At 59.0% G+C, this 15,471-nt stretch carries 19 protein-coding genes; 9 read left to right on the top strand and 10 right to left on the bottom strand.

The window, feature by feature from the left end:
* Position 1: 1 nt before the first annotated feature.
* Together ACR0J2_RS07485 and ACR0J2_RS07480 are read right to left on the bottom strand one after the other, a co-directional pair.
* A complete protein-coding gene (locus ACR0J2_RS07485; protein WP_170615390.1) occupies positions 2-703 on the bottom strand; it encodes an NUDIX hydrolase in 702 nt (233 codons plus the stop codon).
* A gap of 9 nt (positions 704-712) precedes the next feature.
* Complete coding sequence (locus ACR0J2_RS07480; protein WP_170806534.1) at positions 713-1,111, bottom strand: DUF983 domain-containing protein; 399 nt, start codon at positions 1,109-1,111, stop codon at positions 713-715.
* 199 nt (positions 1,112-1,310) lie between these two features.
* Here ACR0J2_RS07480 and ACR0J2_RS07475 point away from each other — a divergent pair, with 199 nt between their 5' ends.
* Genes ACR0J2_RS07475 through ACR0J2_RS07460 form a run of 4 tightly spaced genes read left to right on the top strand, consistent with a single transcriptional unit; the run spans position 1,311 to position 3,209 of the window.
* On the top strand, positions 1,311-1,778 hold the full coding sequence (locus ACR0J2_RS07475; RefSeq protein ID WP_170806533.1) for an EF-hand domain-containing protein: 468 nt from the start codon (positions 1,311-1,313) through the stop codon (positions 1,776-1,778).
* 6 nt (positions 1,779-1,784) lie between these two features.
* On the top strand, positions 1,785-2,399 hold the full coding sequence (locus ACR0J2_RS07470; RefSeq protein WP_480812173.1) for an RNA polymerase sigma factor: 615 nt from the start codon (positions 1,785-1,787) through the stop codon (positions 2,397-2,399).
* Positions 2,392-2,739 carry a hypothetical protein gene (locus tag ACR0J2_RS07465; RefSeq protein ID WP_480812172.1) on the top strand — a complete coding sequence of 116 codons (348 nt, stop codon included), beginning with the start codon at positions 2,392-2,394 and terminating at the stop codon, positions 2,737-2,739. The genes ACR0J2_RS07470 and ACR0J2_RS07465 overlap by 8 nt, the downstream gene beginning before the upstream one ends.
* Positions 2,736-3,209, top strand: a complete 474-nt coding sequence (locus ACR0J2_RS07460; protein WP_480812171.1) for a periplasmic heavy metal sensor — start codon at positions 2,736-2,738, stop codon at positions 3,207-3,209. Before ACR0J2_RS07465 ends, ACR0J2_RS07460 begins: the two co-directional genes overlap by 4 nt.
* A gap of 18 nt (positions 3,210-3,227) precedes the next feature.
* Here the strand turns inward: ACR0J2_RS07460 and ACR0J2_RS07455 are convergent, their stop codons facing one another.
* The gene (locus ACR0J2_RS07455) at positions 3,228-4,628 is read right to left on the bottom strand and encodes a diguanylate cyclase (RefSeq protein WP_480812170.1); all 1,401 of its coding nucleotides are present in this window, start codon (positions 4,626-4,628) and stop codon (positions 3,228-3,230) included.
* 88 nt (positions 4,629-4,716) lie between these two features.
* Here ACR0J2_RS07455 and ACR0J2_RS07450 point away from each other — a divergent pair, with 88 nt between their 5' ends.
* The 5 genes from ACR0J2_RS07450 (at position 4,717) to ACR0J2_RS07430 (ending at position 9,094) form a co-directional block, all read left to right on the top strand.
* Positions 4,717-5,001 (top strand): DUF3572 domain-containing protein, encoded by a 285-nt coding sequence (locus ACR0J2_RS07450; protein ID WP_170615403.1) that lies wholly within the window; start codon positions 4,717-4,719, stop codon positions 4,999-5,001.
* Between the two features lie 24 nt (positions 5,002-5,025).
* Positions 5,026-5,727, top strand: coding sequence for an HAD family hydrolase (locus tag ACR0J2_RS07445; protein ID WP_170677790.1), 702 nt, complete (start codon positions 5,026-5,028; stop codon positions 5,725-5,727).
* Between the two features lie 105 nt (positions 5,728-5,832).
* Positions 5,833-7,392 (top strand): trimethylamine methyltransferase family protein, encoded by a 1,560-nt coding sequence (locus ACR0J2_RS07440; RefSeq protein WP_480812169.1) that lies wholly within the window; start codon positions 5,833-5,835, stop codon positions 7,390-7,392.
* 101 nt (positions 7,393-7,493) lie between these two features.
* A complete protein-coding gene (locus ACR0J2_RS07435) occupies positions 7,494-8,081 on the top strand; it encodes a heme NO-binding domain-containing protein (protein ID WP_480812168.1) in 588 nt (195 codons plus the stop codon).
* Positions 8,078-9,094 (top strand): GGDEF domain-containing protein, encoded by a 1,017-nt coding sequence (locus tag ACR0J2_RS07430; RefSeq protein WP_480812167.1) that lies wholly within the window; start codon positions 8,078-8,080, stop codon positions 9,092-9,094. Before ACR0J2_RS07435 ends, ACR0J2_RS07430 begins: the two co-directional genes overlap by 4 nt.
* 104 nt (positions 9,095-9,198) lie before the next feature.
* On the opposite strand, the gene ACR0J2_RS07425 is transcribed toward ACR0J2_RS07430, so the two are convergent.
* The 7 genes from ACR0J2_RS07425 to ACR0J2_RS07395 all read right to left on the bottom strand — a co-directional run bounded on the left by ACR0J2_RS07425 (position 9,199) and on the right by ACR0J2_RS07395 (position 15,471).
* Positions 9,199-9,894, bottom strand: a complete 696-nt coding sequence (locus ACR0J2_RS07425; RefSeq protein ID WP_170806524.1) for a CbiX/SirB N-terminal domain-containing protein — start codon at positions 9,892-9,894, stop codon at positions 9,199-9,201.
* A 62-nt stretch (positions 9,895-9,956) separates the two neighbouring features.
* Positions 9,957-10,889 carry an AEC family transporter gene (locus tag ACR0J2_RS07420; protein WP_480812166.1) on the bottom strand — a complete coding sequence of 311 codons (933 nt, stop codon included), beginning with the start codon at positions 10,887-10,889 and terminating at the stop codon, positions 9,957-9,959.
* Positions 10,890-10,955: 66 nt separating this feature from the next.
* Positions 10,956-11,753 (bottom strand): MBL fold metallo-hydrolase, encoded by a 798-nt coding sequence (locus tag ACR0J2_RS07415; protein ID WP_480812165.1) that lies wholly within the window; start codon positions 11,751-11,753, stop codon positions 10,956-10,958.
* Positions 11,750-12,556 carry a TatD family hydrolase gene (locus ACR0J2_RS07410; RefSeq protein WP_480812164.1) on the bottom strand — a complete coding sequence of 269 codons (807 nt, stop codon included), beginning with the start codon at positions 12,554-12,556 and terminating at the stop codon, positions 11,750-11,752. Before ACR0J2_RS07410 ends, ACR0J2_RS07415 begins: the two co-directional genes overlap by 4 nt.
* The gene (locus ACR0J2_RS07405; RefSeq protein ID WP_170677769.1) at positions 12,553-13,674 is read right to left on the bottom strand and encodes a DNA polymerase III subunit delta'; all 1,122 of its coding nucleotides are present in this window, start codon (positions 13,672-13,674) and stop codon (positions 12,553-12,555) included. Before ACR0J2_RS07405 ends, ACR0J2_RS07410 begins: the two co-directional genes overlap by 4 nt.
* A gap of 7 nt (positions 13,675-13,681) precedes the next feature.
* Positions 13,682-14,308, bottom strand: coding sequence for a dTMP kinase (gene tmk / locus ACR0J2_RS07400; protein ID WP_480812163.1), 627 nt, complete (start codon positions 14,306-14,308; stop codon positions 13,682-13,684).
* Positions 14,305-15,471, bottom strand: coding sequence for a D-alanyl-D-alanine carboxypeptidase family protein (locus ACR0J2_RS07395; RefSeq protein WP_480812162.1), 1,167 nt, complete (start codon positions 15,469-15,471; stop codon positions 14,305-14,307). The genes tmk and ACR0J2_RS07395 overlap by 4 nt, the downstream gene beginning before the upstream one ends.

Here is a 15,471-nt window from a genome sequence, read left to right as displayed (position 1 = left end):
GTCAGTCTGCTTCGGGCATGGGATAGCCCTTGAGACGCAGAAACAGGCTGGCCTCTTCATTGTTCAGGAAAAACGGCACAGAGGCCGGGGGTGATGTGTCCGCGACCCGTGCAGCGATCTCGGCCAGAACAACTTCGGTGATGAAGGGCAGGTCAAAATCACGCGCCTGATCCAGCCTGACCCATTGCAGGTGCGACAGCTCGTCCGAGGCATGGCTGAAATCGTCCAGATCGCCTTGTACCTCATCGGCATCAACCAGAAAGAACCGCGCATCAAAGCGACGGGGGCGGCCCGGCGGCGTCAGTGCGCGAAACACGAACTGCAGGCCTTGCGCAGAGGGCCGAAAACCCATCTCGGCAAAGCCCTGCCAGTCTTCGGGGATGTCTCCCGGCCAGGTGCCCGGTTGCCCCAGGATCAGGCCGGTTTCTTCCCACAACTCGCGGATCGCGGCGGAAGCCAGCGCATTCTGCAAATTTGTCTCTGCCCGCTCGGCCAGACGGCCGTGGCACTTTGAAGTCAGCGGCGTGGCAAGCGGAACATCACCATCCGCGGCATCGACTGCACCGCCAGGAAAAACGAACTTGTTTGGCATGAAAGCCGCTTTGGCCCCACGCTGGCCCATCAGAATTGACGGCTCGGTCATTCTGTCCCGCAGGACAATTACGGTTGCCGCGTTGCGAATTGCAGTTTTGTCTGTGGTCATGCCTGTCCGTCACCGGGCCCGTTCGAACCCATGCATCCGCCGCGCCCACTGATAGGCCACGACGGCCCCCTTCATCCTGGGCAGCAAGGCAAGGGTCAGAACCGTACAGCCAATGGCGAAAACCAGGGCCATCGTCAGCGGATCAGGGCGCCAGTGCACATATGAGACGTGCAGCGCGGGCGCGAGCAAGTGGCCTACAATCAGAATGGTCAGGTATGCAGGGCCGTCATCCGCCCGGTGGTGGTGCAGTTCCTGCCCGCAATTGCTGCAGTTGTCGTTGACCTTGAGGTAGCTGTGCAGCAGCTTGCCTTCTCCGCATTTCGGGCAACGGCAACGAAAGCCTTTGACCAGTGCGGGCCAGGTCTCACGATCCTGAGGAGTTGTGGTGTCGATCGTATGATCCGTCATGATGAAAACTCGCGCATTCGAATGTCGCATATATTGCGCATCTTTGGGTCTGCTTGAAAGGGGGGTGCGTCGCAATGACCGCATCCGGCGAAAAATGGTCTGAAAAATTTTTTGGTTTCCTGCGACGGAAATCTGCGGCTGTCCCGTTTTAAGACCATAAGCAGCGGCAATGGGGTCGCGCGAAAAAAGGAAACACGACATGCACAGCGCAAAGTTCATTTCGGCAATTGTTGTTGCGGCAGTTGCGATTACAGGCACAACGGCTTTGGCCGCAGGGTCGAAAAACCGGGAACCGGTGTCGTTTCAGGAACTGGATGCGAATGGTGACGGGCAGGTTACGAAAGACGAAATGCTGGCCCATCGAAATCAGCGATTTACCGATGCGGATGCCAACGGGGACGGCCAGTTGAGCGTCGAAGAGATGCAGGCGGCGGCGCAGAAAAAGACCAGCGACCGCATTGCAAGTATGTTTGAAGAACACGACGCCAATAACGATGGTTTCCTGACCACGGATGAGTTGCCGAAACCGCGCCGGGCTGACAAGATGTTTGACCGGATCGATGCGAATGATGACGGAACGATTTCGGAGCAGGAATTTGCGGATGCAAAAGACAGAATGGGGCGGCACCACAAGAAGCGTGGCAAGGCCGACTCTGACGACAGCTGATGCGGGATGGAGGATCTGACCTCCTCAACGCAAGACGTTCGCGGCGGGACTTGCGCCGCGGACGCAATCGGCGACGATGCGTTGCTGGAGCGGTTTGCCACTGGCGACGCGACGGCGGCGCGTGTTTTGACCGACCGGCTTGGCCCGCGCTGTTTTTCCGTCGCCCTGCGGATGCTGGGCAACCGCGCCGAAGCCGAAGATGTCACGCAGGACGCGATGATGCGCCTTTGGCAGATGGCGCCGGATTGGATGCCGGGGCAGGCAAAGGTTTCAACGTGGCTGTATCGCGTGGTGCTGAACCTGTGCGTTGACTTGCGCCGCAAGAAACAGCCTGACAGGCTGGCCGAAGGTGTCGATCCCGAGGATGCCAGCGCAAGCGTGGTTGAACGCATGCAGGACGAGGCCCGAAAAGACGCGCTCCAATCCGCCCTGTCTCATCTGCCCGAACGGCAGCGACAGGCAGTTGTATTGCGGCATATCGAAGAGCTGCCCAACCCCGAGATTGCCGGGATCATGGGCATTTCTGTAGAAGCGGTCGAAAGCCTGACGGCACGCGGAAAACGCGCCTTGGCGGGATATCTTGCCGGGCGCCGGGACGAACTGGGGTATGACGATGGCTGATGATGATACCGAGCTGAATCAACTGTTTGCGCAGGCCAGAGCCGGGCGTCGATACCTGCCGGACGATCTGGCGGTTCGGATTATGACGGACGCAGAACAAGTTCGACTGGATCGGATTGCCAAACCTGTCCCGCCGGGGCGCAGCACGTGGCAACGCCTTCTGGACGGTATCGGTGGTTGGCAGGGCCTTGGCGGGCTGGTCGCGGCCAGTGCGGCGGGTGTCTGGATCGGGTTCTCGGCTCCGGCCTTTCTGCCGGACCCGGCGACGTATCTGTTCTCGCAGGATGCAACCTATGAAGTGGCGGACCTGGATGCAGTGTTCCTGGAGGATACGGAATGACCGAAACACCCAAGCCAAAACGCCGTTGGATGCCGATACTTCTGGCTGCGTCCCTGGCCCTTAACTTGCTGATTGTCGGTGTCGCTTTGGGGACCTTCATGAGGGTCAAGGGTAGCGACCATGCCAAGGCGCCGCCGGGGTTCGGATCGGCCCTTTACCGGGCATTGCCCAAATCGGACCGAACCGCGATGCGGTCAGATCTGTCCGGTTTGCGCAAAGAGGGATCGCGGCACAGGTCCAAGGATTTCGCAGTTCTCAGCCAGGCCTTGCGGACCGTGCCATTTGATCCGGCCGCCGTCGAAGTTTTGCTGACGCAGCAGGCGCGGGCTTCGGCGGAATTGCAGGGTGCCCTGCAAGGGCAGTGGCTGGCGCGTGTCATCGCAATGAGCGATGCAGAACGGGCAGTGTATGCCGACCGGCTGGACGAGGTGACAAAACGCGGTCGGCACTGGCACAAGAAAAAGGACTAAAGCGCGCTGAAACCGGTGTTACGCCGCGCTTTGCCGGGTGCTGATCTGGTTGCGACCGGCTTTTTTCGCAGCATAAAGAGCTTTGTCTGCGGATTTGATCAAACTGTCCAGAAGCGCGTGTTCGGTTTGATATTGCGGGTAAGGGGGCCGAAACACGTTCAGGCCTATGCTGGTCGTGACTTGGGTGAACCCGTTCTGGTCCGGCAGCGAAAAGGGCCTTTCGCGGATCGATCTGCACATCGCATCTGCCAGTTTCAATGCCTGCGCATTGGTCGCGTCAGGCACCCCGATCAAAAACTCCTCACCTCCGAAACGGGCGACAAAACCGCGGGGGCCAAGCGCATTTCGCATGCGTCTGGCCGCTTCGGTCAAAACATGGTCTCCGGCGGCATGACCATACCGGTCATTGATTGCCTTAAAGTGATCAAGGTCGGCCAGCATCAGAGCGCACCCACGGCCGGTGTGCCGGGATTGCCGGACGATATGGCCAACGGCCTGCATCGCAAACCGGCGGTTGTTTAGACCTGTCAGCGGGTCGACCCATGAGTCAGCAAGTCCGCGACGCAATGAGGCGCGCATCTGATCGGTGCGGGACTTGCGGGCAATCAGACTGTCCAGTCGCAGCGCAATCTCACGTGCGCAGAAGTCGCCCAGGCAAACTGCGTCGGCCCCACGATCCAGCGCTTCGGCTGCATTGGGCGCGTGTTCTTTGTCCAGAACGCCGATCAGGACGGTGTGTCGTGTGGCGCTGCGCGATCTCAGGTCTGCCAGAACGTTGAGGGAAGAGGGCGCGGTGTTCAGGTCCACGACAATTGCATCCGGAACAGGCCCTGACAGGATGTCTTTCAGGTTGGATTGGGTGTGTTTGGAAAGGCAATGATGTGTCTGCTGCTGCAGAGCCCGGCACCACGACGCACCTATGCGGTGGGACGGGGCCAGAATTGCGACCCGCGATGGCGCGGTTGGTGCGATCAATGTGGCGGGAGGTTCGGCAAAGCCGATGGGAAGCGTATCTTCCTTGAACTGAAGGTCCTGCACGTCCGCGCGCATGCGCAGCAGGCTGCGAACCCGCGCCATCAGAAAATTGTCCTTGAACGGATGGGCCAGTACGTCGTCCAGCCCGGCAGACAGCGCCTCAAGTCGGGCCGACTTGTCATTCTGCGGGGCGATGGCAACCACGGGGATGTCTCCAAGATCCGGAATGTTCTGAATCAACCGCTTTACATCTGCGGCGGTTCCATCTGCCAGCGCGAGCGCCGTCAGCACCAGATCCGGCCGCACACGGCGCAATAGGGGTGTCAGGCCCTCAAGCTTCTCACCCTGAACGACGTGATACCACGCCGCAGTCAGCTGAACCTTCAGCATGATGCGATTGGTCGAGGCCCCGTCTAGGACAAGGATCGTTCCTTGCACGGACATATTCGTTCACCGTTGATTGCATGTGCTGCCAAAGTGTTTATGAGTCTGGTTAACAAACCCTTTCCAAGTTCTGATCCGAGGCTTGAATATGGCAATCTCCGGCAATTCGGCGGAAACTCTGGCGCTGAATGTGCTGACCTGGCTTGTCGGTAACGAGGAACTTCTACCGGTGTTTCTGGGTTCGACCGGTGCATCGGTCGGCGATCTGCGCGCCCGCGCTGGCGAGCCGGATTTCATGGCGTCGGTTCTTGAGTTTCTGATGCTTGACGATTCGTGGGTGATCGCTTTTTGTGATGCCAATTCGGTCCCTTATGACTTGCCGGGTCAGGCGCGCGCCGCGTTGTCCGGCGAAGCCGATGTTCACTGGACCTGAGACGACTTTTTTGCAGGAGCCCCAATGCCAATAAACGCCATCGTGTTCGACAAGGACGGTACCTTGTTTGACTTTGCAAACACCTGGGGCACATTTGGGCGCAGTCTGCTGCTGCGTCTGTCATCGGGTGACAAATCAAAGGCGGAGGAACTTGCGCTGGTGATCGGGTTTGATCCCGAGAAGGGGACCTATTCGGATGACAGCATCGTAATTGCCGCAAGCGTTGTGGAAATTGCAGAAGCGCTTCTTCCCTATTTGCCCGAGATGACCTGCGAGGCCCTGATCGAGTTGATCGACGAGGAATCCGCCGCGGCCCCACAGGCACCGGCCGTTCCGCTTGTGCCTTTTCTGGAACAGCTACGGGAAGCCGGCTTCAAGCTGGGCGTTGCCACCAATGACAGTGAAAGACCCGCGCTGGAGCATCTGTCATCCGTTGGAATCCGGGATCATTTCGACTTTGTCGCGGGATATGACAGCGGCCACGGCTGCAAACCGGGACCGGGCCAGTTGCTGGCATTTGCCGCACAAGTGTGTGTGGACCCGGCGAATGTGGTCATGGTTGGCGACAGCCTGCATGACCTGCAGGCAGGCCGCGCCGCCGGCATGACCACCATCGGGGTTTTGACCGGTCTTGCAGGCCCTGAAACGCTCGCGCCGATGGCCGATGTTGTATTGCCGGATATCGGACATATTCCTGCTTGGCTGGCGGAAAATCGGTCGATCTGAGCGGATTTCGGCGGTTTGGAATAAGAAACCGACACAACCTGTCGCAGACAGAGCGGCCATGTTCCAGACTTCGGGGCTTTTTGATAAAAAGCCTCGGAGGAACAAATGGCCGACAGCAATACGCGCAGACGCAGAAGTGGTGGACGTTCGGGAGCCGCAGCTCGCCGGGGCAGCGCAGTCATCGATCAGATGCCGTGGAACCCACCCGTCAATATCGACAGACCCACCGAGCCGCTGGATCAGGCCGGGATCGAGGCGATCCACGAGGGTGCGATGCGAATTCTCGAAGAGATCGGTATCGAGTTCTACAACAAAGAGGCGCTGGACATTCTGCGCGAAGCAGGATGTACCATCAACGGCGACAATGTGCGCATGGGGCGCGACTTTGTCATGGAAATGATCGCCAAAGCGCCGTCAAGCTTTACCATCACGCCTAGAAACCCGGACAAAACGATCGAAGTCGGCGGCAAGACCATGCTGTTCGGGAACGTCTCTTCGCCGCCGAACTACTGGGATATGGAGATCGGCACCAAGGTTTCGGGGAATCGCGAGATGTGCCGGAACCTGCTGAAGCTGACGCAGTACTTCAACTGTATCCATTTTGCTGGCGGCTATCCGGTCGAGCCGGTGGATATTCACGCCAGTGTGCGACATCTGGACGTGCTGTATGACAAGCTGACCCTGACCGACAAGGCCATGCACGCCTATTCGCTGGGTAAGGAGCGCGTGGAAGATGTCATGGAAATGGTGCGCATCGCCAGCGGCCTCAGCCATGAGGAGTTCGAGTCGAAGCCGCGGATGTACACCAACATCAACTCGACATCACCTCTCAAGCACGATTTCCCGATGATTGATGGCTGTCTGCGACTGGCCCGTCGGGGGCAGGCGATTGTGGTGACGCCATTTACCCTGGCCGGGGCCATGGCGCCCGTGACCATGGCCGGGGCAGTCGCGCAGTCGCTGGCCGAAGCACTGTGTGCCATTGCGTTGTTTCAGTATGTACGTCCTGGTATTCCCTGTGTGATCGGAACCTTCACCTCAAATGTAGACATGAAGTCCGGCGCTCCGGCCTTCGGGACGCCGGAGTACATGCGGTCGACGCAAATGACCGGGCAGATGGCACGTTTCTACGGACTGCCGATGCGCTCATCAGGTGTTTGTGCTGCAAACGTCCCGGATGGGCAGGCGATATGGGAGACATCGAACTCGCTGTGGGCAGCGGTGCAGTCGGGAACGAACATGGTCTACCATGCAGCAGGCTGGCTTGAGGGCGGCCTTATCGCGAGCCCTGAAAAATTCATCATGGATTGCGAGATTCTGCAGCAAATCCAAAGATATATGCAGCCAGAAATCTGCGCCACAGGGCCGGACGAGATCGCGCTGGATGCGATCAGAGCGGTTGGTAACGACGGGCATTTCTTTGGTATCCAGCACACACAGGACCGGTACTCGACCGCGTTCTACCAGCCGTTTCTGAGTGACTGGAAGAACTATGAAGGCTGGGCGGCGGCCGGAGGCATCTGGACAGCCGAGCGCGCGCATCACATGTTCAAGGAAATCATCACAAGCTTTGAACCGCCTGCATTGGATGAGGGCATTCGCGAAGAATTGGCCGACTTTGTCGCGCGGCGCAAATCGGAAGGTGGCGCGCCCACGGATTTCTAGGAATTCGAATGGCTGCAATATTTCCGGTTTCGCAGCGGGTATTGGGTATTTGTTAAGGATTGTCCGGCCAGATTGAACGCGAAATCAATCCGGGGCAATTGATGCATGGTCTGATCAACCGGGCGGTACAGTCCTTCGTATGCGCGACCTATGGGCAGGCATGCTGGCTGCGCGTTGCCGCGGCGGCTGAACTCGGGTTTGTCGAGTTCGAAGCGATGCTTGTCTATGATGCGGACACCTCGTTGCGGGTTTTGGATGCGCTATGTGCAGACCGGAACCGGGCGCGCACCGAAATGCTTGAAGACCTTGGGACATATCTTGTCTCGCATCCGAATACCGAAGGGTTGCGGCGTTTGCTGCGTTTTGGCGGCGTGACTTATGTTGAGTTTCTGCATTCCCTGGACGACTTGTCCGACCGGGTCAGGCTGGCTGTATCCGACCTGTCTCTGCCCGCGCTTGAATTGCGTGAACTGTCCGGTGCTGAATACCAGTTGCACTGTTTTCCGGGCTTGCCGGGATACTCCAGTGTCATGGTCGGAGTTTTGCGAGCCATGGCGGATGACTACGGCGCTTTGGTGATGCTGTCCCATGACGGCGTACAGGGGGACGCTGATGTCATTACAATTGCCCTGGTGGAGAGTTCCTTTGCCGAAGGGCGTCAATTTGAACTTGGGGCGCGAAGACCATGATGGATGGGCGGGGTCTGGGCGTCTTGCTTGAATCTCTTTGCCCGATGTTCTTGTTGTTGGACAATGACGGGCGGATTGTTCAGGTCGGACCGACGCTGCAAAAACTGAGGCCGGAACGCGCAATGGCCGGGCAGAATTTTCTGGACTTGTTTCAACTGGTCCGCCCCCGGACTGTGTCGACCGTTCCCGTTCTGATGTCCATGGCGGGTGCAAAGCTGCACCTGCGGTTTCATGATGAACCACGCACGGCTTTGAAAGGGCTGATAACCCCGCTGCCGGATCAAGGTGGCACGGTGATCAACCTTTCGTTTGGTATTTCGATCCTAGATGCTGTTCGCGACTACGCGCTGACCAGCGCAGATTTTTCCGGTGCTGACCTTGCGATTGAGCTTCTTTATCTGGTCGAGGCCAAATCCGCAGCGATGGAGGCATCGCGATCATTGAACCAGCGTCTGCAGGACGCCAGGGTGGCGGCGGAAGAACAGGCCTTTACCGATACGTTGACCGGCCTGAAAAACCGTCGCGCGATGGATCACATGCTAGGCCAGATGGCATCGACGCAAACCGATTTTGCCCTGATGCACCTTGATCTGGACTTCTTCAAATCGGTGAATGACAGGCTGGGTCACGCGGCCGGTGACTTTGTTCTGCAAGAGGCCGCGCGGATTATGGTCGAAGAGACCCGCAGCGATGATGCAGTCGTCAGAATGGGTGGGGATGAGTTTGTTATTGTTTTCAGGAACCTGACGGATGAAAAGAAGCTGTCGGCGATTGCGGGCCGTTTAATCGGCAGGCTTCGCGAGCCGATGAATTTCGATCAGAATCCCTGTCGGATTTCAGCCAGCATTGGAACGGCGATTTCCACACAGTTTGACATCCTCAAGCCCGCCGAAATACTGCATGCCGCCGACCTGGCCTTGTACGAGGCCAAGCGAAACGGCAGGTCCCGTCACCACCTTTTTTCCGACATTGCCAGCTCGGTCCAGCGCAAGCACATGGTTAAACCACGATAGCTGAGCTTAGACTCAGCTTCTTTGGCTGTGCGTCGGACAGCAGTTGTTCGGCAAATGTGCGTTGAGACGGAAACGGTGCAGATTTTTTGTGTGTGAAAGTCCTGTTAAGCTATGCATTCGCGGGTCAGAACATCCGCGATATGAGACTGAATTTCAGGCAGCTCTCCGATCACGGGCAATGTAACACCTTGGAAACCGGCTTGCTGCAATTGTTCCGGAACGTCCTGCAGAACATGACCACCCGTGCAGGCGAAAAACGGAAGGCACAGCGCGTGTTCGCCCAACCCTGCTGCGGCTTCGGCAATGGATGGCGGTTCCTCGACAAATCCGACACGGACAGAGCGGAAGGGCAAATGCGCCCTCAACTGATCTGCAAATCTAGCTGTCACGGCAGAAGGGTTACGGCTGCGTCCGGAACCATGGGCTGCAATCACCAAGTCCGTCGCGCCGGTTTCCCAGTTCTTCCTTGACATCGTCGCAAGTAGCGACCTGGCGGTCAGTTCGGGCAAGTCCGGATCAATGCCCAGAGGGTCCAGAATACGGGCACTGCGATCCCCAATCCGCTTCGGCAGGGCACTGGTTACAAACCAGCCCTTGGCCATGAACAGGGGGTAAATCACGGCATCTTCGGGCAGCTCGTCCAACTGCGATTCGAATGCCCCCGGAGCAGCCAATGTCGCCGATCGGACCGTGACGTCCTGCGCCAGCCTGTCGACCTGATCAGCAAACGCCGCCAGCGCGGCCTCGGCCGGGGCCGGGTCCGATGGCTGGCCATGAGCGACGATAAGAGCATGAGGCATTGCCGGGTCTCCTGTGTGATATCGCGATAGGTGTTTTCCGGGTGCAGATTGTCAATGCCGGATCACCCTAAAAGGGTCAGCCACATCCAGACTGTCAGGATCGAAACCGCCGTGCCAATCAGAACCGACGACGCGGCAACGCGTTTGGCGCGACCATACATATTTGCAAAGATATACGCGTTGAAGCCCGGTGCCATCGCAGCATTCAGAACGCCTGAGCGGAACAGATCCTGCGGCAGGCCAACCGCTGAGCCGAACAGCCAGACAAGCCCCGGATGCAGGGCCAGAGAAATGCAGCACACAAATCCGATTGTACGAAAGTCACCTTCGGGTTTGTATTTTACCAGCACCCCGCCCAAAGCGAAAAGCGCGCCGGGCAGCGCGGCGCGGGTGATCAGCCCCAAAGCTTCGTCCACGACCGCCGGAACTGCAAGCCCGGACAGATTAACCACAAAGCCAAGTGCAATCCCAAGAATCAGCGCGTTGCGGAACATGGCCGTGAGAACGGAACGGGCCATATGCGCACCACCGTTCCCACGGTTGCGGATGATCTCCATGACCGTGATGCCAACCCCGTAACAGAAGGGCGAATGAAACGCGATGATGGCGTAGTTGCCAGTCAGGTTCTCGGGGCCATATGCGCGTTCTGTGATTGGCAGGCCCAACAGCACCGAGTTCGAAAACAGACAGCAAAATCCGATGGCGACGCAATCCTCCCACTCGCGGCCAAAGATCAGACGTGCGCCAAAAAGTCCGGCAGTAAAGCACAAAGCGGCGGCGGTATAGAAACTGACCAACAACCGGGGATCAAAGCTGGCGCTCAGGTCAAGGTGGGCAATTGCCAGAAACAGCAGGCAGGGGATGGCAAACCCTTGGGTGAACTTCATCAACCCGTCGATGTGGATTTCCTTGAAGTAACCCAATCGGGTCGACGCATAGCCTGCACCAATCACCAGAAAGACCGGCAGAATGACGTTGATCAGGCTTTGCAGCATGCTAGCGCCCCGCCTGCGAGATCGGGGATGGCCCGAAGGGCGATATCGCAGGCGCCGGTAACAGGGTCAGAGCGCCTGCCGGATCACCATGCCGTCAAAAGCAGGCGTAATGTGATCGGGGGTTTCCGTATCAACCGTTTCATAATCCAGATCGATATGCATGTTGGTCAGAATGGCGCGCTGTGGTTGCAGCATTTTGATCCAGCCCAGGGTCTTTTCCAGGTGGGCATGTGTCGGATGCGGCGACCGGCGCAAGGCGTCGATAACAAGGCAATCCAGACCCAGCATGTCGGTCCATGCATCGTCGTAAATCTCTGCGACATCAGGCAGATAGGCCAGTTTTCCCAATCGGAACCCCAGCGAGTCGATCGAGCCGTGATTGACCTTGAACGGATGAAACGGGATCGGGCCGCCGGGGCCGTCCACCTCGAAAGGGCCATCTATGGATTTGAGGTCCAGAATAGGCGGGTAAGGAGAGCCTTCGGGCTGGATGAACGCATACCCGAACCGGCCCAGAAGGGCGTTCTGCGTGTCGCCATCCGCCCATACCGGAACCCGGGTGCGCATGTTGAACACGATCATCCGCAAATCATCGATGCCGTGCACATGATCGGCGTGTGAATGGGTGTAGACCACGCCATCCAGCCGCCCGGTTCCCGAATCCAGCAGTTGGCTGCGCATATCCGGCGACGTATCGATCAGGACCGAAGTCGTACCCTCGGGGCCGTCCCGTTCGACCAGCATGGAACAGCGGCGGCGAACATTTTTTGGGTTTTCAGGGTCGCAATCACCCCAATGGCCGCCCAGCCGGGGCACACCGCCCGACGATCCGCAGCCCAGGATGGTGCAGCGCAGTTCGGTCATGCAGCCGCCTGTGATGTCGCCGCCTTGGTGAACAGACGGTCAAAATTGGCCTGTGTGCGCGCCGCGAACTCGGTGTAGTCCATGCCGAAAACCTCGGCACCTTTGCGGGCGGTGTGGGCGGTATAGGCCGGTTCATTGCGCCTGCCCCTGTACGGCGGCGGAGCGAGATAGGGCGCATCGGTTTCGACCAGAATACGGTCGACCGGGGCGCCGGCGAAAATGTCACGCAACTCCTGGCTTTTGGGAAATGCCGCGATGCCGGACATCGACAGATAGAACCCCAGATCCAGCGCCGCCTTGGCCAGTTCGGCGGACGAAGAAAAGCAATGCATCACGCAGGAATAGGGCGCATTGCGGTATTCCTCGGACAAGATCCGGGCCATGTCGTCATCTGCGGCGCGCGCGTGGATGATCAGGGGCAGATTGGTGCGCTGCGCGGCTTCGATATGAATACGCAGTGACTTCTTCTGAACCTCGGCGCTTTCGGCGGTGTAATGATAATCGAGCCCGGTTTCGCCGATGCCAACGAATTTCGGATGGTGCGAGAGGGCGACAAGTTGGTCGACACTTGCCAGAGGTTCGTCCGCCGCACTCATGGGGTGCGTTCCTGCAGCGTAAAACACCGGAGCGTGTGCTTCGGCAATCGCGCGCACGGTGGCCTCGTTTCGCAGCCGGGTACAGATCGTAACCATACGGGTCACGCCCGCTTCGGCAGCGCGTGAGATGATTTCGTCAAGTTGCCCGTCGAAATCGGGGAAATCCAGATGGCAATGGCTGTCGGTGATCGTAGGGGTAGTGCTCATCTGCTCTGACCGGCGGTTTCCTGTATCTTGAACACCGTATCTAGGACCAGAGCGGCAGGGTCAAGGTTCACCGCCTGTCCATGACGTGCGCGTGCCGTGATCATTGCCGCGGCTTCGGACCATTGCCGCGCCTGATGCGGTGATCCTGACAATCGCGACAGTGTTTGCGCCTCATTCGGGGCGGCTTCGGGACTTGGCGGTTCGCCTTTTGCGCCGGTCAGCGCCAGTCGGGACAGGGCCAAATCAATCAGGGTCAGCAACAGATCGAACCGGTCTGCCGCACCCCGTTGTGCGGCGGCTTCGGCCAAAGCAAGGGCGCGCTGCCGGTCAAGCCTGGGCAGGGTGCCCAGAATGCCGATCAGTTCGGCATAGATCTCCAGCCCGCCCAGATTGATCAGGCGAACCGCGTCCCCGACCGACCCTGCGGACAGCGCCGCCAGATGGTCGGGTTGTGCCGGCAGTTCAGCCCCGGTCTGCGTCAGCGCCGCCTGCATGTCTTCGGGTCCCAACGGAGACAGGCGCAATGTTCGGCATCGGGACCGGATCGTCGGCAGCAGCCGCGATGGCTGATGGGAAACCAGCAGCAACGTTGTCCGCGCCGGAGGCTCTTCCAGCATTTTCAGCAACGCGTTTGCCGCGCTGACATTCATTTCATCCGCCGAATCCACAATCACCACGCGCCGACCGCCATCCGCAGAGGACAGGCCAAAGAACCGACCGAGTTTGCGGATGTCGTCGACCACGATCTCATTGCGCAGCCGACCCTGATCGTTCAGCGACCGGGTGATTGTCGCAAGGCCTGGTTCCGCTCCGGCCAACATGCGATGCACGACAGGATGTTCGGGGTCGATATCCAGCGTTTGCGGGGCAGGGGGGGTGCCAAACAACCCGCCATCATCTGCTGGCGGTGTTGCAAGCAAAAACCGGGCAATACGCCACGCCAGTGTTGCCTTACCAATCCCACGCGGACCGGTCAGCAACCAGCCATGGTGCAAACGATCAGAAGTATAGGCAGACAGAAAGGCCTGTTCAGCCTCGTCCTGACCAAAAAGGCGGGCTGTTTCGCGCGGGTGCGGTGCACCGGGCGCCTGATCCGGTAAAGTGATGTCGTCGCTCATCGTTCGTCTATGGCAAGGCTTGCATGACGATTTCTGTCACATCCTGCGCGACACTGTCCATGTTTCGGTTACCATCCACGACGCGAAAACGGGTAGCATATTCATCCGCCAGCGCAAGAAAACCTGCGCGCATCTGTTGTTGCAGGGCCGGGCCAAAATCTTCGAACCGCTCTTCGGTGCCCTGCCGCCCTTTGGCGCGGGACAGGCCGGTATTGGGGTCCATGTCGATCAGCAGTGTCAGATCCGGCTCGCGCGCGATCATCAAGCTGTGCAGTTGGTCTACCAGGCCCCGCAGATCGCCACGGGACATGCCCTGATACATGCGCGTGCTGTCGGCAAAACGGTCGCAGATCACCACCTTTCCCGCAGCCAAGGCGGGTTCGATGGTGCGCTCAAGATGATCGCGCCGGGCTGCTGTGAACAGCAGGATTTCAGTTTCGGCCGACCATCGGTCGGGGTCCCCTTCAAGCACCAGTTTCCGGATTTCTTCCGCCCCGGCTGAGCCGCCGGGTTCGCGGGTCAGGACAACCTCGTGACCAGCTTCGCGCAGGCGTTCTGCAAGCCTGCGCGCCTGAGTCGATTTGCCTGATCCGTCAATCCCTTCAAAAGTGACAAACAATCCGCGCCGCGTCACATTGCACCCAGCGGGCCGTTGATCACGTCCTTCAGAACAATTCCGCCCACTGTCATCATGCGAACCACAAAGCCACCGAGGGGCACGTTTTCGGATGCAACCAGCGGGCGGCGGATTTCCGGCAGACCTTCAGGTTTGATCACCAGTTCCGCCAGTTGCTGCCCCTTTGCGACGGGCGCATTGATCGGGCCGTCATAAACCACTTCGGCCTGCACGTCCTGATCACCCAGAACCGGGAACAGCAGGGTCAGATCGCCCTCGGGGACCAATCCCACCGTCTTCTGTGCGCCCATCCACAATTTGGCTTCGGCTATCGGCGTTTCCGGGTTGGCAACCGTCCTCTCGACAAAATTTCGAAACGACCAGTTAACCACGGCCTCAGCCTCCTCTGCGCGGCGGGCCGTGCTGTCGAGGCCGGACAGAACAAAGATCACACGCCGATCACCCTGCTTGGCCGAACCGACCAGACCATAGCCCGCCTCCTGAGTGTGCCCGGTTTTCAACCCGTCCGCGCCAATATCCAGTTTCAGAAGAGGGTTGCGGTTGCGTGCATTCGAAGGTGCGCGGCCGTCGAATTCAAATTCCTCTTCGGCGAACAAAGGATAGTATTCCGGAAAATCGGCAATGAGGCGGTCCGCAAGAACGGCAAGGTCATGTACGGACATCATATGCCCGGCAGCGGGCCAGCCGTTGGAATTGGCGAAGTTCGACGTGTTCATGCCCATCTGCTTGGCGCGTTGGGTCATGTAGCGGGCAAATCCGGCTTCGGTTCCATCCGGGCTGAGCGCTTCGGCGATGACGACGCAAGCATCGTTGCCAGAAAGAACGATGATACCGCGCAGCAGATCTTCGACCCGCACGCGGTCCTGCGTATTCAGGAACATGGTCGAGCCGCCATAGCTCATCGCGTGTTCCGACACCGGCAGTTTTTCATCCAGCGTCAGGCGCCCGTCCCGCAGCGCCTCAAACGCAACATAGAGCGTCATCAGCTTGGACATCGATGCCGGTGGCAGCGGCAGGTCTGCTTCCTTGGAAAGCAGAACCGTGCCCGTCGTCTGGTCGATGACATAAGCGGCACGCGCGGTCGTATCATAGGCGCTTGCAGGCAGGGCCAGTACGGCAAGCCCAAGCGTTAAGACAAATGTTCGCAGAGAGGATAGCAC

It is taken from the genome of Ruegeria sp. CG4, from assembly GCF_056537185.1.
This window is presented reverse-complemented; position numbering and strand designations above follow the sequence as displayed.

Coding starts and splice junctions, on each gene's coding strand:
- ACR0J2_RS07440 (WP_480812169.1), top strand. CDS start 5,833: ATGGCCGACAGCAATACGCGCAGACGCAGAAGTGGTGGACGTTCGGGA.
- ACR0J2_RS07415 (WP_480812165.1), bottom strand. CDS start 11,753: ATGACCGAACTGCGCTGCACCATCCTGGGCTGCGGATCGTCGGGCGGT.
- ACR0J2_RS07465 (WP_480812172.1), top strand. CDS start 2,392: ATGGCTGATGATGATACCGAGCTGAATCAACTGTTTGCGCAGGCCAGA.
- ACR0J2_RS07485 (WP_170615390.1), bottom strand. CDS start 703: ATGACCACAGACAAAACTGCAATTCGCAACGCGGCAACCGTAATTGTC.
- ACR0J2_RS07480 (WP_170806534.1), bottom strand. CDS start 1,111: ATGACGGATCATACGATCGACACCACAACTCCTCAGGATCGTGAGACC.
- ACR0J2_RS07435 (WP_480812168.1), top strand. CDS start 7,494: ATGCATGGTCTGATCAACCGGGCGGTACAGTCCTTCGTATGCGCGACC.
- ACR0J2_RS07460 (WP_480812171.1), top strand. CDS start 2,736: ATGACCGAAACACCCAAGCCAAAACGCCGTTGGATGCCGATACTTCTG.
- ACR0J2_RS07450 (WP_170615403.1), top strand. CDS start 4,717: ATGGCAATCTCCGGCAATTCGGCGGAAACTCTGGCGCTGAATGTGCTG.
- ACR0J2_RS07455 (WP_480812170.1), bottom strand. CDS start 4,628: ATGTCCGTGCAAGGAACGATCCTTGTCCTAGACGGGGCCTCGACCAAT.
- ACR0J2_RS07445 (WP_170677790.1), top strand. CDS start 5,026: ATGCCAATAAACGCCATCGTGTTCGACAAGGACGGTACCTTGTTTGAC.
- ACR0J2_RS07425 (WP_170806524.1), bottom strand. CDS start 9,894: ATGCCTCATGCTCTTATCGTCGCTCATGGCCAGCCATCGGACCCGGCC.
- ACR0J2_RS07470 (WP_480812173.1), top strand. CDS start 1,785: ATGGAGGATCTGACCTCCTCAACGCAAGACGTTCGCGGCGGGACTTGC.
- ACR0J2_RS07475 (WP_170806533.1), top strand. CDS start 1,311: ATGCACAGCGCAAAGTTCATTTCGGCAATTGTTGTTGCGGCAGTTGCG.
- ACR0J2_RS07420 (WP_480812166.1), bottom strand. CDS start 10,889: ATGCTGCAAAGCCTGATCAACGTCATTCTGCCGGTCTTTCTGGTGATT.
- ACR0J2_RS07405 (WP_170677769.1), bottom strand. CDS start 13,674: ATGAGCGACGACATCACTTTACCGGATCAGGCGCCCGGTGCACCGCAC.
- ACR0J2_RS07410 (WP_480812164.1), bottom strand. CDS start 12,556: ATGAGCACTACCCCTACGATCACCGACAGCCATTGCCATCTGGATTTC.
- ACR0J2_RS07430 (WP_480812167.1), top strand. CDS start 8,078: ATGATGGATGGGCGGGGTCTGGGCGTCTTGCTTGAATCTCTTTGCCCG.